This window comes from Actinomadura coerulea (genome assembly GCF_014208105.1).
Classification (GTDB): domain Bacteria; phylum Actinomycetota; class Actinomycetes; order Streptosporangiales; family Streptosporangiaceae; genus Spirillospora; species Spirillospora coerulea.
Window position 1 is genome coordinate 5,995,448 of sequence record NZ_JACHMQ010000001.1, and the last position, 16,253, is coordinate 6,011,700.

The following is a 16,253-nucleotide window of genomic DNA, read 5'->3' on the forward strand; positions in this document are numbered from 1 at the left end:
AAAGGACGCGCGGCGATAAGGCGGCCACTCGAGTGAGTAACCACTACCATGTGGGGGACTACGGCTTGCGGGGCGACACCCTGGGGAACGCAAAGAGGAGGGTCGGAGGCGTAAGCTGCCACGCCACGAACATGGGATCTGACCACCTGTGCAGGACGTTGCCGTGAGCACGTCAGTCATCGAGCCCGGCACCCGTCTCGCCGGCCGCTACCGGCTCGAGGAGCGCATCAGCGACTCGGGCGGCTCGTCGCTCTGGAAGGCCATCGACGAGATCCTCGCGCGGGCGGTCGCCGTCCGCACCTTCGACCCCGAGTTCCCCCGGATCGCCGAGGCGGTCACGTCGGCACGGTCGGCCAGCCGGCTGACCGACCCCCGCCTGACCCAGGTGTTCGACGCCGACGACTCGGGGGAGAGCGCCTACATCGTCAGCGAATGGGTCGCCGGCGAGACCCTGGAGGGCATGCTCGCCAAGGCCCCGCTGGAGCCGGGCCGCGCCGCGACGCTGCTCTACGAGGCCTCCGAGGCGATCTCCGCCGCGCACGCCGCGGGGCTCTCCCACCTCTGCCTCACCCCCCGCGACCTGGTCTGGACGACCGGCGGCACCGTCAAGATCCTCGGCGTCGCCACCGACGCCGTGCTGTGCGACCGCGAGTCCGACGACTCCGCCGCCGAGGACGTTCGCGGCCTCGGCCGCATGCTGTACGCGGCGCTCACCGCCCACTGGCCCGGCGACGAGGACGGCTCCGCCCTGCCCGCCGCGCCCGCGTCCGACGGTCTCCCGCACGCGCCCCGCCAGGTCCAGGCCGGCATCTCGCACGCGATCGACGCGATCGTGTGCCGCTGCCTCGGCATCGGCACGGGCGAGCCGCTCGCGTCGCCCGCCGACCTGGCCAAGGCGCTGCGCGGCGTTCCGCGCACCCCGCTGCCGCTGTTCGCCGGGCTCGGCAACGCCCCGCCCGCGGCCCCGAGGCAGACGCAGCCGAGGCGCCCCGCGACACCGCCGCCGGCGGCGACACGGCCGCACCGGCAGCCCGACCCGGCCGCGACCTCGCACGTACCGCCGCCCCGCGCGCAGCACCACGCCGCCCCGCCCCCGCCGCCCGCCACCTCCACCCGGACGACGCCCGCGCACGGCCACGGCGGCCCCAAGCGCCCGGCCAACCGCGCCCTGATGGGCGTCGCGGCCGCCGCGCTGACCGTCATCGTCGGGCTCGGCGCCTGGGCGCTGACCGGCGTCGGCGGCGACGACAAGCCCAAGGGCGGCGGCGCCACCGACAACTCCCAGACGAGCGCGCCGCCGAAGCCGACGGTCGCCAAGCTCACCCCGCAGGGCATCACGCCCGCCGAGCGCCCCGCCGGTCCGGGCCACGGCGACGGCACGATCGGCAAGAACCTGCAGTCCGTCATCGACGGCAGGCCCAGCGGCGACTGGGAGACCCAGAGCTACTACGACGCCGACTTCGGCCGCCTGTCGAAGGGCCTCGGCGTCCTGCTCGACATGGGCAAGCCCGTCAAGGTCGCCAACGTGAAGATCTACTCTCCGGTGAGCGGCGGGGTGCTGCAGGTCCGCGTCGGCAACTCGCAGTCCCCGACCGACCTCAAGCGCGTCGGGGAGCAGACCCCCAACGGCGGCGAGGTCGCCGTCCCCGCGAACCCGCAGGCCACGGGCCGGTATGTGCTCGTCTGGTTCACCAAGCTGCCCGGCGGGCCGTTCAAGGGGCGGCTCGGCGAGATCGCCGTCTACGGGGCGGCGGGCTGATCACGTTCCGGCAGCGGGCCGATATGGGCTGTGACGTGGAGCGGCGCTTGTCTGTATCGTGCCTGTGAGCAGTTTGTCCCCTCGCCCCCAGGATCACGTGGTGCCTACCTCAGCAGCCGGTCGCGGATGCCCGGCGCCAACCGGGCGGCCCGAACGAGAAAGCGGTCGCTCATGACGTCGGTGAGCATGAGTCGCGTAGGCGAAGTGCCCGACAAGGAGCTCCTCGCCCGGCACGCCCAGGGGGACCCGCACGCCTTCGCCGAACTCGTCCACCGCCACCGCGACCGCATGTGGGCGGTCGCGCTGCGCACGCTCGGCGACCCGGAGGAGGCGGCGGACGCGCTGCAGGACGCGTGCCTCTCGGCGTTCCGCGCCGCCGGGCGCTTCCGCGGCGACGCCGCCGTCACGACCTGGCTGCACCGCATCGTGGTGAACGCGTGCCTCGACCGCGTCCGGCGCAAGTCCGTCCGCCCGGCGACGCCGATGGGCGACGACGCGACGTTCGACGCCGTCGCGCCCAAGATGCCCGACCCGACCGACGCGCACGGCGTGTCCCTCGACGTCCGCACCGCGCTGGAGCAGCTGCCGTACGAGCAGCGGGCCGCCCTGGTCCTCGTCGACATGATGGGCTACTCCGTCGACGACGCCGCGCAGGTCATGGAGGTCCCACCCGGAACGATCAAGAGCCGGTGCGCGCGCGGCCGCGCCCGGCTGGCGCCCCTTCTCGTCCACCACCGGAACCGACGCGAGCCCAGGAACGTCGGAGGTGTGGAAGGAGGTGGCATGCCCAAGTGAACCCCGCGCACCTTGACTACGACGTCTTGGCCGACCTGGCCGAGGGACTTCTCGAAGACGACGAAGCCGCCTCCGTCAACGCACACCTCGACACCTGCGCCGATTGCCGTGAGCTGTCCGCCGATCTTGCGGACGTCTCCCGGATCCTGGCGGAGGCCCCGGTGCCGTCCATGCCCGCCGAACTGGCCGAACGCATCGACACCGCCATCGCGGCGGAGTCGATGCACACCGCCACCGTGGCGAGCCTGGAGCAACGGCGCGGAAGGCGGCATTGGCGGATACTGTCGGCGGCCGCGGCGACGGTGGTCGTCCTCGGCGGCGGAGCGACGGTCGGCAAGATCGCGCTGGACGGCGCGAGCAGCAGTGACAGCGCGGCGCGGCATCCGGCCCCGAACCGCTCCCTGACCGATTCCCGCTCGGGTTCGGGGGTGCCGAAGGTGGCCCCCGGAGAGCCGGACCCCACGTTCAAGGTCGCCCAGAGCGGCACCGACTACCGGTCGGGCACGCTGGGCGCGCAGGTCGGCGGCGTCGTCACGGGCGAGCAGGAGATGCGAGCCCATGCCGTCGCGCCCGACGCCCGGCTCCGCGGCTGCGTCAGCGGCGTCGCCGGCGAGCAGACGCTCCTGCTCGTCGACCAGGCGAAATACGAGGGACGGCCCGCGATCATCATCGCCGTGAACGGCGACCGCCCCGGCAGGCGGAACATCTGGGTCGTCGGACCGGACTGCTCCCCGCAGGCCCACCATCTGCTGAAGCAGCTCAAGAACGCCTGACCCGCCAAGCCCTGACCCGGGCACTCGCACGCTACTGAAGGCCATGGACGGCCGACCCCGTCCATGGCCTCTCACTTGAAGCCAAGGCCTGGCCAAGACGCCCCGTTCTCTCTGTGACGTCTGTTTTCTCTGCGAAGTTCGCGGGCCATCGGCAAGCAGTACAGGGGGCGTTGCGACAGCGGTGGTGCCGAACTTCCAGGCCCACGTCGCCGTGGCGCTCGCGTGCCGCATCCGCCAGGTTCCGTCGCCACGTCACCCGGGCGCGTTCAGAGGGTGGCGAGGAATTCGAGCGCCGTCGCCCAGGCGCGCTCGGCGGCTTCGGCGTCGTAGTCGGGCAGGTCAGGGTCGGTGAACAGGTGGCCCGCGCCGCGGTAGCGGAACACCTCCACGTCCGCGCCCGCCTTGCGCATCCGCAGGTACCACGCGTTGAGCCAGTCGACCGGCTCCCAGGTGTCGGGGTCGGCGACGTGCAGCTGCACCGGGATGTCGGTGGAGGCGTCGTCCGCGATGTCCGACGTGCCGTGCATCAGCAGCAGCCCGCCTGCCTTGTCGTCGGCGAACGCGAGGTTCTGGGCGATGGAGCCGCCGAGCGAGAACCCCGCGTAGACGAGCCCGCCCTCCCCGGTCAGCGGCGCGGCGGCCACGACGGCGCGGCGCAGCAGCTCGTCCCGCCCGATCTCGTCCTTGATCTCGATCCCGGCCTCGGCCTCGTCGACGACGCGCCCGTCGTAGAGGTCGGGGGCGTGCACCTCGTGCCCGGCGGCCCGGAGCCGGTCGGCCGCCTGGTGCACCGCGGGCCGCAGCCCGTACATCGAGTGGAGGAGGAGAATGCGTGCCATGGCCCCAGCCTAGAGCGCCGCAGGGCCCCGCGGCGGCGGGGGACGGCCCGGCGCCGCGTCCCGGGGAATCCGCGGGCCCTAGGATCGGTTGACGCGACTGTGAGGCCGGGTCGAGCGGCACCGACGGCCAACGAGGAGAGGCAAGAACTGTGAGCGACGTCCGTAACGTCATCATCATCGGCTCCGGCCCCGCGGGCTACACGGCCGCCGTCTACGCGGCCCGCGGCGACCTCAAGCCGCTGGTGTTCGAGGGTTCGGTGACGGCCGGCGGTGCCCTGATGAACACCACCGACGTGGAGAACTTCCCCGGCTTCCCCGACGGGATCATGGGCCCCGACCTGATGGACAACCTGCGCAAGCAGGCCGAGCGCTTCGGCGCCGAGCTCATCACCGACGACGTCACCGAGGTCGACCTGACCGCCGACCCGAAGGTCGTCAAGGTCGGCGACGAGACCTACCTCGCCAAGACCGTGATCGTCGCGACCGGCTCGGGGTACCGCGAGCTGGGCCTGCCGGACGAGAAGCGGCTGTCCGGCCGCGGCGTCTCCTGGTGCGCCACCTGCGACGGGTTCTTCTTCCGCGAGCAGGACATCGCCGTCGTCGGCGGCGGCGACACCGCGATGGAAGAGGCGATCTTCCTGACCAAGTTCGCCCGCTCGGTGACCGTGGTCCACCGGCGCGACGAGCTGCGCGCATCCAAGATCATGCAGGACCGGGCGTTCGCCAACGAGAAGATCAAGTTCCTCTGGGACAGCGAGGTCGCCGCGATCCAGGGCGACGACCGGGTGACCGGTGTGACGATCCGCAACACCAGGACCGGCGCGGAGTCCGCCCTGGAGATCACCGGCCTGTTCATCGCGATCGGCCACGACCCGCGCAGCGAGCTGTTCGACGGGCAGCTGGAGACCGACACCGACGGCTACCTGCTGGTCGACGCCCCCACGACGAAGACGAAGATCCCCGGCGTGTTCGCCTGCGGCGACGTGGTCGACCACATCTACCGGCAGGCCATCACCGCCGCCGGCAGCGGCTGCTCGGCCGCCATCGACGCCGAGCGCTGGCTGCAGGACCGGGACGCCGCCGAGACCGTCCCCCAGGCCTGACCGCCCCACCGGCCGACCGGCACCCCGGCGCGCGTACGGCCGGGGGTGCCGTGGCGGTGCGCTGCATCGGGCGGGGGAGCGCCCCCGCCCCACGCTAGAACCGAAGGAGACCGATGAAAGCCGTGACCGACGCCGACTTCGCGTCCGAGGTCCTGGAGAACGACAAGCCCGTTCTCGTCGACTTCTGGGCGGAATGGTGCGGCCCCTGCCGGATGGTGGCGCCGATCCTGGAGGAGATCTCCAAGGAGCACGGCGACAAGCTCGACATCGTCAAGCTGAACATCGACGAGAACCCGCAGGTCCCGCAGCAGTACGGCGTCATGCAGATCCCGACGATGAACGTCTACAGGGGCGGAGAGGTCGTCAAGCAGATCATGGGCGCCAAGCCGAAGGCCGCCCTGCTGAGGGATCTCGCCGAGTTCATCTGAACCCGCTCGGACCGCCTCCCGTCTCCCGCGGCGAGCGCGAACGCGTGGCCCGCACTCCACCCGGAGTGCGGGCCACGCGCCGTTCAGAGCGCCTCAGACGGGCCGCAGCGCCCCTTCAGGAGTCATGGAGCCCAGGAGCCGCTCCAGCGCCACCTCGACGTCCTCACGCCAGGACAGCGCCGACTTCAGCTCCAGCCGCAGCCGCGGGTACCGGTGGTGCGGCCGGACGGTCTTGAAGCCGACCGACAGCAGGTAGTCGGCGGGCACCATGCACCCGCCCTCCTCGCCCTTCAGGTCGCCGAACGCTTCGATCGCCTTCACGGCGCGCCGCGTCAGGTCCTTCGCGACCCCCTGGACGAGCATCCGGCCGATGCCGCCTCCCGAGAACTCCGGCAGGATGTGCGCCGTCATCAGCAGGACCGCGTCCGCGCTCACCGGGCTCGTCGGGAACGCCACCGAACGCGGCACGTACAGCGGCGGCGCGTACATGACGAACCCCGCCGGGACGTCGTCCACGTAGACGATCTTGCCGCAGCTGCCCCACTCCAGGAGCGTCGAGGAGATCCACGCCTCCTTCTCCAGGCCCGCGTCTCCGCTCTCCTGGGCCCGGTCCCGGCTCACCGGGTCCAGCTCCCAGAACACGCAGCCGCGGCAGCGGTGCGGCAGATCATCGAGATTGTCCAGCGTGATGTTGACGAGACGACGCGACACCGGGTCGGCACCCCCTGTTGCGATCCTCGCCCGCCGGCCTGGGACCCGTGACGGCGGAAGCTCCCGGCAAACCGTCCGGGACCCGCGGGCATCGTATCGGACAGGAGTTTCCCCAATGCCGCGGCACGCCACACCCGAGCGCCCCGTCGCGGCGGTCATGACGTAGTTTGCAGGGAAGCCGAACCGCCTCGGAGGTGCCTCGTGGAACAGCACTCGCGTACGGATGCCTATGCCGATCGCTACGCCGCCCGTGCCGCCGGCATGGTGCCGTCGGAGATCCGGGCCCTGTTCGCGATGGTCGCCCGCCCCGAGGTCGTCTCGCTCGCGGGGGGCGCGCCCTACGTCTCGGCGCTCCCCCTCGACGCCGTCGGCCGGATGATCGGCGACCTCGTCGCCGGCAAGGGCGCCGAGGTCCTCCAGTACGGCTCCGCCCAGGGCGACGAGCAGCTCCGCGAGCACATCTGCGAGGTCATGTCCCTGGAGGGCATCCAGGCGTCCGCGGACGACGTGGTCGTCACCGTCGGCGCGCAGCAGGCCCTCGACCTCATCACCAAGATCTTCGTCGACCCCGGTGACGTCGTCCTCGCGGAGGCCCCGTCCTACGTGGGCGCGCTCGGTACGTTCGCCTCCTACCAGGCCGACGTGGTGCACGTTCCGCTGGACGAGGGCGGCCTCGTCCCGTCCGCGCTGCGCGAGTCCCTCGCCCGCCTCCGCGCCGAGGGACGCCGGGTCAAGTTCCTCTACACCGTCCCGACCTTCCAGAACCCCGCGGGCGTCACCCTCACCACGGCCCGCCGTGCCCAGATCCTGGAGATCTGCGCCGAGTACGACGTGCTGGTCATCGAGGACAACCCGTACGGGCTCCTCGGCTTCGACGGCGAGCCCATGCGGGCCCTGCGCGCGGACGACGCCGAGCGCGTCATCTACCTCGGCTCGTTCTCCAAGACGATCGCCTCCGGGCTCCGCGTCGGCTGGGTGCTGGCGCCGCACGCGGTGCGGGCGAAACTCGTGCTGGCCGCCGAGTCCGCCATCCTGTGCCCCTCGAACTTCTCGCAGCTCGCCGTCCGCGAGTACCTCGCGACGCAGCCGTGGCGGGAGCAGATCAAGGACTTCCGGGAGCTGTACCGGACGCGCCGTGACGCGCTGCTGGAGTCCCTTGACCAGCTCATGCCCGACGGGTGCACCTGGACGCGCCCCGCCGGCGGCTTCTTCGTCTGGCTCACGCTTCCCGAGGGCCTCGACGCCAAGGCGATGGCCCCCCGCGCGATCGCCGAACGCGTCGCCTACGTCCCCGGCACCGGCTTCTACGCGGACGGCACCGGCCAACGGCACATGCGCCTGTCCTACTGCTTCCCCGAGCCGCACCGGATCCGCGAGGGCGTCCGCCGGCTGGCCGGGGTGGTGGAACAGGAGATCCGTCTCCGGGACACTTTCGGGAGCACCAGCGGCGGCTCGTCCACCGGCGTACAGACGCCGGGCCCTGGCATCGTCTGACTGTTTCACGTGAAACGAGGGTCATCTTGGAACTCGGGCATGTCGTCGTCCTCGCCGGGGGGCTCTCCTACGAGCGGGAGGTCTCCCTCCGTTCCGGCAGGCGGGTCGCCGACGCGCTGCGCGCCCGCGACATCCCGGTCGAGCTCCGCGACGCCGACGCGACACTCCTGGACTCCCTGACCGACGACCCGCCCGACGTCGTCTTCCCCGTCCTGCACGGCGCGGCGGGGGAGGACGGCTCGATCCGCGACGTCCTCGAACTCCTGGACGTCCCCTATGTCGGCGCCCGCCCGGACGCGTGCCGCGTCGTCTGGGACAAGCCGACCGCCAAGTCCGTCGTGCGGCGCGCGGGCCTGCGGACGCCCGACTCCGTCGCCCTGCCGAAGGAGGTCTTCCACGACCTCGGCGCGGCGTCCGTCCTGGACCAGATCGTCCGCGGCCTCGGCCTTCCCCTGTTCGTGAAGCCGACCCGCGGCGGCTCGGCCCTCGGCGCCTCCGTCGTCCACGAGGCTTCCGAGCTGTCCGCCGCCATGGTCGGCTGCTTCGCCTACGGGGACGCCGCCCTCGTCGAGCGCTACGTCGAGGGCACCGAGGTCGCGGTCAGCGTCATCGATCTCGACGGTGCCCCGACCGCCCTGCCCGCCGTCGAGATCCTCGCCCCCGGCGGCCGCTACGACTACACGGCCCGCTACGACGCCGGCGACACCGAGTTCGTCACCCCGGCCCGCCTCACCCCCGAAGCGACCGCCCGCGCCGCCGCGGCCGCCATCACCGCCCACCGCGCCCTGGGGCTCCGCGACCTCTCGCGCACCGACCTCATCGTCTCCCCCGACGGCGAGGTCCACTTCCTGGAGGTCAACGTCGCCCCCGGAATGACGGAGACCAGCCTCCTGCCCCGAGCCGTCAGCGTCGCCGATCTGGACCTGGGCGAAGTCTGCGAATCCCTCCTCCGCTCCCGCCTCCGCTGACCCAAGCGCGTTCTGGCGGACACCCGTCCAGCAGCAGGCGTCACACACGCCGCCCCGCTCGATCCGGGCAAGGGTGGCGGCTCGGCGCCCCGCGATGGAGTCCCTGTCGGCGGAACGCGGCCGGCGTTCCGTCCCACCCACGGCAGACGACAGACAACCAACGCGTCCGATTCAGTTGGGTGCCGCCGGTTCTGCGCGTGCAGGTCTCCCGGGAATGCCCTCCAGAAGCCGGCTCCAGGTGCCCTCCGATCGCGACGACCAGGACGTCGCGAACGTAGCCGTGGCTTGCCGCCCGCCCTGGAAAGTGGTTGGGAACGTCCCAAGCGACGGTTACCGACCACTCCAGCCGCTAGCCAGATGCCACAGATGGGCCCAGATCTGCGCCCGTGCCCCCGTCGTGAAGAAGCGGTACTCGGACTCAGCATGCCCCACACTCGCCCGCCTCCTCGCGTTGGAGCGCGTTATGGGGGCATTGCTTGGCCAAGGGATCACCAGGAGGCGGGTCAACGCAAACGAACGCCGGAGCACTCAGCCCTCGGAAGCGCGTGGGCCTCCCCCGAGGCACCGGCCTCTCCGCGAGGTCGCATGCTCGGAGAAGAACCGCAGCGACACACAAGACGATCGCTCGCTCCGTCCTCTCCCCGCGCAAGCGCGAGGCGACGGCCCCCCATGGCCTTGGCGGACTCAGCAGCACCGGGCCGCGTGTCCGCGAGCACGTCCCAAGCCATCAGGAATCCCCCTTCAGGGCGCCGAAGAACGCTGCCGCTCGTCAAGACAGCGAACGTCACGCAGTTCTGCCGGTGGCCCTGCGACGACATCGGGTGCGCGGGCCCCGGCAGCGGCGGCACCTTGAGCACGATCTTGGATCCTGCCGATGACGCGCCTCGCCCTACTCGCGCCGTGAGCAGAGCGACCTGACCCTCGTTTCACGTGAAACAGCGCTCTCAACGCGTGCGGGTGGACTCGGCGCCGAAGAGGCCGACCCGTCCGCGCAGCGCGGACTATCCAGAGGCGTCACCTAGAACGACGATTTGGCCGGTCGGCCATTGAGATGGCCCTCGCGCCACGCCTGGCCCGTGCTCGCAGTCGGACGCCCACAGCGGCGGTTCGGACGACATCACGGGCCCGGGCTCACCCGAGGATCATCCGGATCGTTGTCAGTGCGGTTGCCTTGCCCGACATGTCGCTGCGCGCGACCGACTGCGGAGCAGGAGGGGGCGATGGCGAGACCAGTCGGATCAGCGGCGGCGCAGATGTGCGGGCGAAGGAACTCTCCATGATCCGACGCCGGTCGCCCCGCGACTCGTGGCGGCGACTCCCTCACCGCCGCCGAGGTCGAGCGCGCCCGCGTCCGGGAATCTCGTCTTCTGGGGGCGCCTTTCCGGGATGGGGGATGTTTCACGGGAAACGTTGGGCGGAAACGCGAAGCGCCCCGGAGCCTTGCGGTCCGGGGCGCTGGAGCGGAGCGAGTCTAGGAGTCGCCGGTTTCGGTGTCGGGGGCCATGGACTTGATGATGCGGTCCAGGTCCTCCAGGGTGGCGAACTCTACGACGATCTTGCCCTTGTTGCGGCCCATGTCGACGCGGACCCTGGTTTCGTAGCGGTCGGAGAGGCGATCGGCCAGTTCCTTGAGGCCCGGGGCCACCGGCTTCTGGCGGCGGCCCTGGCGCGGCGCCGCCGGCTCGTCCTCCACCTCGCGGAGCGCGATCATCTCTTCCAGCGCGCGGACCGAGAGGCCCTCCTGGACGATCCGCTGCGCCAAGTGCTCCTGGGCCTCGACGCTTTCGAGGGAGAGCAGCGCGCGGGCGTGGCCGGCGGACAGCACTCCCGCGGCCACCCGACGCTGGACGGCGGGCGGCAGGTTCAGCAGGCGGAGCGTGTTGGTGATGTGCGGACGCGACCGGCCTATGCGGGTGGCGAGCTGCTCGTGGGTGGCGCCGAAGTCCTGCAGCAGCTGCTGGTACGCGGCGGCCTCCTCCAGCGGGTTGAGCTGCTGCCGGTGGAGGTTCTCCATGAGCGCGTCGCGGAGGAGGTCGTTGTCGCCGGTGTCGCGGACGATCGCCGGGATGACGTCCAGCCCGGCCATCTTCGACGCGCGCCAGCGGCGCTCGCCCATGATGAGCTCGTAGTCGTGCTCCTCCGAGGAGGATTTGCGGACGACGATCGGCTGCAGCAGCCCGACGATGCCGATCGACTCGGCGAGCTCCTCCAGAGCCTGGTCGTCGAAATGCTCGCGGGGCTGGCGCGGGTTGACCGTGATCGAGCGGACGGGCAGTTCCGCGAAGTGGGCTCCGGCGACCGGTTCGAGTGCCGGCGCGGGAGCGGGGGTGCCGTCCGAGATTGGACCGCCGGGGTAGCCCGGTTCTCCCGCGCCGTTCGGCTCGGCGGACACCGGCGGGGGCGGGGCGGTGGGAATGAGGGCGCCGAGGCCCCTGCCCAGACCGCGTCGTTGCTGGCTCACTGGACAGCTCCTCCGTGGGCCATCTCCGAGGCGGCCTCGCTGTAGGCGAGGGCGCCGCTCGAACCGGGGTCGTAGGTCATGACGGACTGCCCGTAGCTGGGCGCTTCGGACACCCGAACGCTGCGGGGGATCACCGTGTTGAGGACGACGTCGCCGAAGTGGCTTCGGACGTCTTCCGCGACCTGCGCGGCGAGGCGGGTCCGGGCGTCGTACATCGTCAGCAGTATGGTCGACACCCTCAGCTTCGGGTTGAGGTGGGCCTTCACGAGGTCGACGGTCCGGATGAGCTGGCCGAGGCCCTCAAGGGCGTAGTACTCGCACTGGATCGGGATGAGCAGCTCGTCGCCCCCGACGAGGGCGTTCACGGTCAGCAGGCCGAGCGACGGCGGGCAGTCGATCAGCACGTAGTCGAACTTCTCGATGTCGTAGGCGTCCAGGGCCCGCCGGAGGCGCGACTCGCGGGCCACCTTGGAGACGAGTTCGATCTCCGCGCCCGCGAGGTTGAGCGTGGCCGGCGCGCAGAAGAGGTTCGGGATCTCCGGTGCCGGGACGATGATGTCGGCCAGCGCCATGTCCTCGATCAGCACGTCGTAGATCGACGGCACCTCGGCGTGGTGGTCGATGCCGAGGGCGGTGGACGCGTTGCCCTGCGGGTCGAGGTCGACCACCAGCACCTGCGCGCCGTGCATGGCGAGGGAGGCGGCGATGTTCACCGAGCTCGTGGTCTTGCCGACGCCTCCCTTCTGGTTGGCGATGGTGATGACCCGGCACCGGTCGGGCCGCGGCCACTCCCGTTCCCTGCGGCCCGCCATGGCCTTGAGCGCGGTGACGGCTGTTTCATGTGAAACCTTGGCGTCCCGCAGCGCCTCTCGCACGAGTTCCGACTCCCCCTGGTTGGGTCCGGTGCGGGCGCCCGGCGGCTGCGCGCCGGCGTTGGTCGGCACGTAGCCGACGTTCTCCGCGGTACCGGACGTCGTGTTACCCCACATCGCGTGCCCGGAGGGAGCGGTGCCCGGCGATGATCCCGGGCCCGGCGGCGTCCCCCCGGATGCGGGCGCCGGGGCGCCCTCGTCCGCGCCGGGCCCGCCCGGGCCGGACGGCTGTTCGTCGGGGGATTCGTCGGCGCGGTCAGGCCTGCCCAGTCCTGGTCCCGTGCTCATGAAGACCTCTTCCTCGACCCTTTGGCGCGCCGGGGGGCGCGCTGCCGTCGCCCGACAACCTCTTCTCGGCCGGCGACCACACGGACGAGTGTTGTCGGCGGGTCGACCATACCGCGCCCGACTTGCAGCAGCTCCGTCGAGCGCACCCCGAAGCGCTTCAGGACCGGTTCCGCCTCCTCCAGCTCGGCCGCGGCCCGCTCGCCCTTGAGCGCGAGGAGCTCGCCGCCGGGTCGCAGCAGCGGCAGCGCCCACCTGGCGAGGCGTTCGAGGGGCGCGACGGCGCGTGCCGTGGCGACGTCCACCGCGAACTCCTCCATCACGTCCTCGGCCCGGGCCCGCCGGACCTCGACGTTCCGCAGCCCGAGCAGCTCGACGCACTCGTTCAGGAACGTCGTGCGCCGCAGCAGCGGCTCCAGCAGGGTGATCCGCAGGTCGGGCCGGACGATGGCCAGCACGACGCCGGGAAGCCCCGCGCCCGAGCCGATGTCGACGACCTGGGCGTCCTGCGGTATCGCCGACGAGACCACCGCGCAGTTGATCAGATGGCGTTCCCAGAGGCGGTCGGCCTCGCGCGGTCCGATGAGCCCGCGCTCGACCCCGTCCTTGGCGAGGAACGCCGCGTAGCGCTCCGCGATCGGCAGCGCGTCACCGAAAACCTCCCGTGCAGTCCCCACCAGACGAATCGTTCCACAAAACCCGGTGGGCCCGTGCACGCGAAACGTTCCCGTGAACAACAGGACGCCGGAGTGGCACGACCCTTGCGTTATGGCGAGAACCACATGACCCCTCCGCATATTCGCCGAGGGCCGGGTACAGGGTGCCGTGACGACCGCCCGTCCCTCCGGAAGGAGCTCCGACACATGGGAATCGGAGTGAGTCTCGCATTCATCGCCCTGGGGGCGATCCTGGCTTTCGCCATCCGCGTTGACCTCAGCGGCCTCGACATCCACATGGTCGGATGGATCCTGATCCTGGTCGGTCTGATCAGCATGGGATTCACGCTCAAGTACACGCGGCCGCGCCGCGCGGCCGGACGTGTCGCCGGAGCCGACCCCGCCTACGGCGACGAGCCGGGGACGGTGATCCGCGAGGAGCACATCATCGAGGACCCGCCGCCGCCCGGCGGCCGCCCCGCCGAACGGGTCGAGCGCGTGGTCGAGCACCCGGCGGACACGGGGGTCACCCACGGCCATCCGCAGGACCCGGCCTACGCGCAGGATCCAGCGAACGCGCAGGACCCCGCGGTGCAGAACACCACTTCACTCGGCGCCGACGACGGCGTCCAGCGCCGCCGCTGGCGCAGGACCGCGCGCCGGTAGTACCGAGAACCTGCTCGGTGTGCCAGGGCGGCGGTGCACACCGAGTTCCCCAGGGCCCCGCGCCGGCCAGGGCGCGGGGCCCTCTTACGCCCCGATGAACAAAGCCGGTTGCGTCCGGAAAAGGCGACGGCCCCGACCGGGCATCCGGTCGGGGCCGTGTGAGGCCGTGGGTCAGGCGGGGGAGACGACCACGTAGCGGTCGGGCTCCTCGCCCTCGGACTCGCTGCTGAGGCCCGCCGCGGCGACGGCGTCGTGGACGATCTTGCGCTCGAACGGGGTCATCGGGGCGAGCGGCTTCGGCTCGCCGGACTGCTTGACCTCGTTCGCGACGTCCGTCCCGAGCTTGGTCAGCTCGGCGCGGCGCCGCTCGCGGTAGCCGCCGATGTCCAGCATGAGGCGGGTGCGGTTGCCGGTCTGGCGGTGGACGGCGAGCCGGGTGAGCTCCTGGAGGGCCTCCAGAACCTCGCCGCGCTTGCCGACCAGCTCGTCCAGGGCACCTCCGACGACGGCGACGATGGCGCGCTCGCCCTCGACGTCCATGTCGATGTCACCGTCGTAGTCACCGATGTCCAGCAGGCCCTCGATGTAGTCGGCGGCGATCTCGCCTTCCTGTTCGAGCGCCTGGACGTCGACCTCGGTGATGTCGGTCTGGCTCAACGGGGTCTCCTTCTGCGGCACGTGCTCGGGGTCCAAACTAGCGCTTCTGGGTACCGCTGCGCTTGCTGCGCGACTTGCGGGTCGGCTGGTTGCGCACGACCTTCGGCTTGTCCTCGGTCTCGGGCTCGGGCGCCGGCTCCGGCTCCTTCTTCAGCTTCGCCTTCATGCCGGTCGGCGCCGCCTGGCCGTTCTTGGACGTCCCCGCCTTGGAGCCGGAGGGCTTCGACCCGGCGGCCTTGGAACCGGTCTTCGCCCCGGGCTTGGCCGCGGTCGTGGCGGCCTCGCCGTCCGTGCCGGGCGGTGGGTACCGCTTGTAGATGTAGTGCTGCTGCGCCAGCGTCCAGCTGTTGGACGTCACCCAGTACATGAGGACGCCCAGCGGGAAGCCGAGGCCGAAGAGGCCGAACAGCGGCGCCAGGAAGACCATCATCTTCTGCGCCTGCATCATCGGGTTGGCGTCGTCCGCGACGGGCTGCCGCTTCATGCTGGCCCGGACGGTGAAGAACGTCGTGACGGAGCTGATCACCACGGCGATGCCGGTGACGATGATCGCCGTCCAGCTCTTGGGGTCGGTGCCCCAGGCGTTCAGGAACGTGTCCGGGATGTGGGCGCCGAAGATGTTCGCGTTCTGCGCGCTCGCCACCAGGTCGGACGAGACGGCGAAGACGCTCTGCCCCGGCTTGGCGTCCGAGATGCGCTTCAGCGTCTGGAACAGCCCGATGAAGATGGGCATCTGGACCAGGAGCGGCAGGCAGCCCGACAGCGGGTTGGCGCCGTTCTCCTGGTAGAGCTTCATGACCTCCTGGTTGAGGCGCTGCTTGTCGTTCTTGTACTTCTTGCGAAGCGCCTGGACCTTCGGGTTCAGCTCCTGCATCTTGCGCGAGGCGTGGATCTGCTTCACGAAGAGGGGGACGAGGAGCAGCCGCAGGAGGACGGTGAGGAGGATGATCGAACCGCCCCACGCCCATCCGCTGTCCTTGGGGACGACCGTACTGAGCCCCGTGTGGATCCACACGATGAGCTGAGAGACGATCTCGTACAACCAATCAAGCACCGGGCAGCTCCTTGGGCTCTGCTAGGGCGGGGCCGCTCTCCTCGCGGCCGGAGTTCGAGGAAGCCGCCGCGCGCTGTTCCGGCGTCTTCTTCGGCGGGACCGGGTCGTGACCGCCGGGGTGGAAAGGCTGGCACCGCGCGATCCGGCGGACGATCAGCCACGTGCCGCGCAGCGCCCCGTGCACCTGGAGGGCCTCCAGGCCGTACGCGCTGCAGCTGGGCTGGAAGCGGCACTGCTGCCCGAGCAGGGGACTCAAGAAGCGGCGGTAGGCGCGGACGAGAAGGATCAGCACGGCCGCGACGGGACCCGGGCGGCCCGTCCTGTGCTGCGCGGGGAACTCGGTCCCCTGCGGACTCCTCATCTTCGCCCCTTGGACGCGGGCCGCAGCAGCCGGTCGAGCGCCGACTCCAGATCCGCGGCCAGTTCGTCTGGTCGCGCCGCTCCCGCACGAGGGTTGGCGCGCACTACGAGCAGGCTACCCGCTGGGAGGCGGTCGACGTGCGGGCGCATCAGGTGGCGGAGCCGGCGCCGGGTCGCGTTGCGCACCACGGCGTTGCCGACGGTGCGCGCGACGATGAAGCCGACCAGCGGCCGCGCCGCCGCCGGTCGGACATCCTCCGGACGCAGCAGGTGGACGACGACAGTTGGCCGTCCGGCGCGGCGACCGCGCCGGACGGCCAACGAGAAGTCGTCCCGCCGCCGCATCCGGTTGCCGGACGGCAGCACTATGAG

Annotated in this window: 17 protein-coding genes; 8 read left to right on the plus strand and 9 right to left on the minus strand. The window is 71.3% G+C overall.

Going from position 1 to position 16,253, the window contains the following annotated elements; all coding sequences use genetic code 11:
- Positions 1-163 precede the first annotated feature (163 nt).
- The 3 genes from BKA00_RS27655 (at position 164) to BKA00_RS27665 (ending at position 3,327) form a co-directional block, all read left to right on the plus strand.
- Positions 164-1,759, plus strand: coding sequence for a protein kinase family protein (locus BKA00_RS27655; RefSeq protein ID WP_185029734.1), 1,596 nt, complete (start codon positions 164-166; stop codon positions 1,757-1,759).
- A 186-nt stretch (positions 1,760-1,945) separates the two neighbouring features.
- Positions 1,946-2,554 (plus strand): RNA polymerase sigma factor SigM, encoded by a 609-nt coding sequence (gene sigM, locus BKA00_RS27660; RefSeq protein WP_230298620.1) that lies wholly within the window; start codon positions 1,946-1,948, stop codon positions 2,552-2,554.
- Positions 2,551-3,327 (plus strand): anti-sigma factor family protein, encoded by a 777-nt coding sequence (locus BKA00_RS27665; RefSeq protein WP_185029739.1) that lies wholly within the window; start codon positions 2,551-2,553, stop codon positions 3,325-3,327. Before sigM ends, BKA00_RS27665 begins: the two co-directional genes overlap by 4 nt.
- 266 nt (positions 3,328-3,593) lie before the next feature.
- On the opposite strand, the gene BKA00_RS27670 is transcribed toward BKA00_RS27665, so the two are convergent.
- Positions 3,594-4,166, minus strand: a complete 573-nt coding sequence (locus tag BKA00_RS27670; protein WP_185029741.1) for a dienelactone hydrolase family protein — start codon at positions 4,164-4,166, stop codon at positions 3,594-3,596.
- Positions 4,167-4,315: 149 nt separating this feature from the next.
- Between BKA00_RS27670 and trxB the strand changes: the two genes are divergently transcribed.
- The gene (trxB, locus tag BKA00_RS27675; protein ID WP_185029743.1) at positions 4,316-5,269 is read left to right on the plus strand and encodes a thioredoxin-disulfide reductase; all 954 of its coding nucleotides are present in this window, start codon (positions 4,316-4,318) and stop codon (positions 5,267-5,269) included.
- 113 nt (positions 5,270-5,382) lie between these two features.
- Positions 5,383-5,697, plus strand: coding sequence for a thioredoxin (gene trxA, locus BKA00_RS27680; protein ID WP_185029745.1), 315 nt, complete (start codon positions 5,383-5,385; stop codon positions 5,695-5,697).
- Positions 5,698-5,790: 93 nt separating this feature from the next.
- Here the strand turns inward: trxA and BKA00_RS27685 are convergent, their stop codons facing one another.
- Positions 5,791-6,408: a GNAT family N-acetyltransferase gene (locus tag BKA00_RS27685; RefSeq protein WP_185029747.1), complete on the minus strand. Its 618-nt coding sequence runs from the start codon at positions 6,406-6,408 to the stop codon at positions 5,791-5,793.
- Between the two features lie 261 nt (positions 6,409-6,669).
- Here BKA00_RS27685 and BKA00_RS27690 point away from each other — a divergent pair, with 261 nt between their 5' ends.
- Positions 6,670-7,902, plus strand: a complete 1,233-nt coding sequence (locus tag BKA00_RS27690; protein WP_185034889.1) for an aminotransferase-like domain-containing protein — start codon at positions 6,670-6,672, stop codon at positions 7,900-7,902.
- Between the two features lie 23 nt (positions 7,903-7,925).
- Positions 7,926-8,870 (plus strand): D-alanine--D-alanine ligase, encoded by a 945-nt coding sequence (locus BKA00_RS27695; RefSeq protein WP_185034891.1) that lies wholly within the window; start codon positions 7,926-7,928, stop codon positions 8,868-8,870.
- Positions 8,871-10,341: 1,471 nt separating this feature from the next.
- Here the strand turns inward: BKA00_RS27695 and BKA00_RS27700 are convergent.
- The 3 genes from BKA00_RS27700 to rsmG form a co-directional block, all read right to left on the minus strand.
- Positions 10,342-11,331, minus strand: a complete 990-nt coding sequence (locus tag BKA00_RS27700; protein WP_185029749.1) for a ParB/RepB/Spo0J family partition protein — start codon at positions 11,329-11,331, stop codon at positions 10,342-10,344.
- Positions 11,328-12,143: a ParA family protein gene (locus BKA00_RS27705; protein WP_185034893.1), complete on the minus strand. Its 816-nt coding sequence runs from the start codon at positions 12,141-12,143 to the stop codon at positions 11,328-11,330. The genes BKA00_RS27700 and BKA00_RS27705 overlap by 4 nt, the downstream gene beginning before the upstream one ends.
- Positions 12,144-12,487: 344 nt before the next feature.
- Positions 12,488-13,165, minus strand: a complete 678-nt coding sequence (rsmG, locus tag BKA00_RS27710) for a 16S rRNA (guanine(527)-N(7))-methyltransferase RsmG (RefSeq protein ID WP_230298618.1) — start codon at positions 13,163-13,165, stop codon at positions 12,488-12,490.
- Between the two features lie 186 nt (positions 13,166-13,351).
- Between rsmG and BKA00_RS27715 the strand changes: the two genes are divergently transcribed.
- The gene (locus tag BKA00_RS27715) at positions 13,352-13,810 is read left to right on the plus strand and encodes a DUF6458 family protein (RefSeq protein ID WP_185029752.1); all 459 of its coding nucleotides are present in this window, start codon (positions 13,352-13,354) and stop codon (positions 13,808-13,810) included.
- A gap of 171 nt (positions 13,811-13,981) precedes the next feature.
- On the opposite strand, the gene BKA00_RS27720 is transcribed toward BKA00_RS27715, so the two are convergent.
- The 4 genes from BKA00_RS27720 to rnpA are packed head-to-tail and all read right to left on the minus strand — an operon-like array spanning position 13,982 to position 16,247.
- On the minus strand, positions 13,982-14,467 hold the full coding sequence (locus BKA00_RS27720) for a Jag family protein (protein WP_185029754.1): 486 nt from the start codon (positions 14,465-14,467) through the stop codon (positions 13,982-13,984).
- 37 nt (positions 14,468-14,504) lie between these two features.
- Positions 14,505-15,521 carry a membrane protein insertase YidC gene (gene yidC, locus BKA00_RS27725; RefSeq protein ID WP_185029756.1) on the minus strand — a complete coding sequence of 339 codons (1,017 nt, stop codon included), beginning with the start codon at positions 15,519-15,521 and terminating at the stop codon, positions 14,505-14,507.
- Positions 15,514-15,882, minus strand: coding sequence for a membrane protein insertion efficiency factor YidD (gene yidD, locus BKA00_RS27730; RefSeq protein WP_185029758.1), 369 nt, complete (start codon positions 15,880-15,882; stop codon positions 15,514-15,516). Before yidD ends, yidC begins: the two co-directional genes overlap by 8 nt.
- Positions 15,879-16,247 carry a ribonuclease P protein component gene (gene rnpA, locus BKA00_RS27735; RefSeq protein WP_185029761.1) on the minus strand — a complete coding sequence of 123 codons (369 nt, stop codon included), beginning with the start codon at positions 16,245-16,247 and terminating at the stop codon, positions 15,879-15,881. The genes yidD and rnpA overlap by 4 nt, the downstream gene beginning before the upstream one ends.
- Positions 16,248-16,253 lie beyond the last annotated feature (6 nt).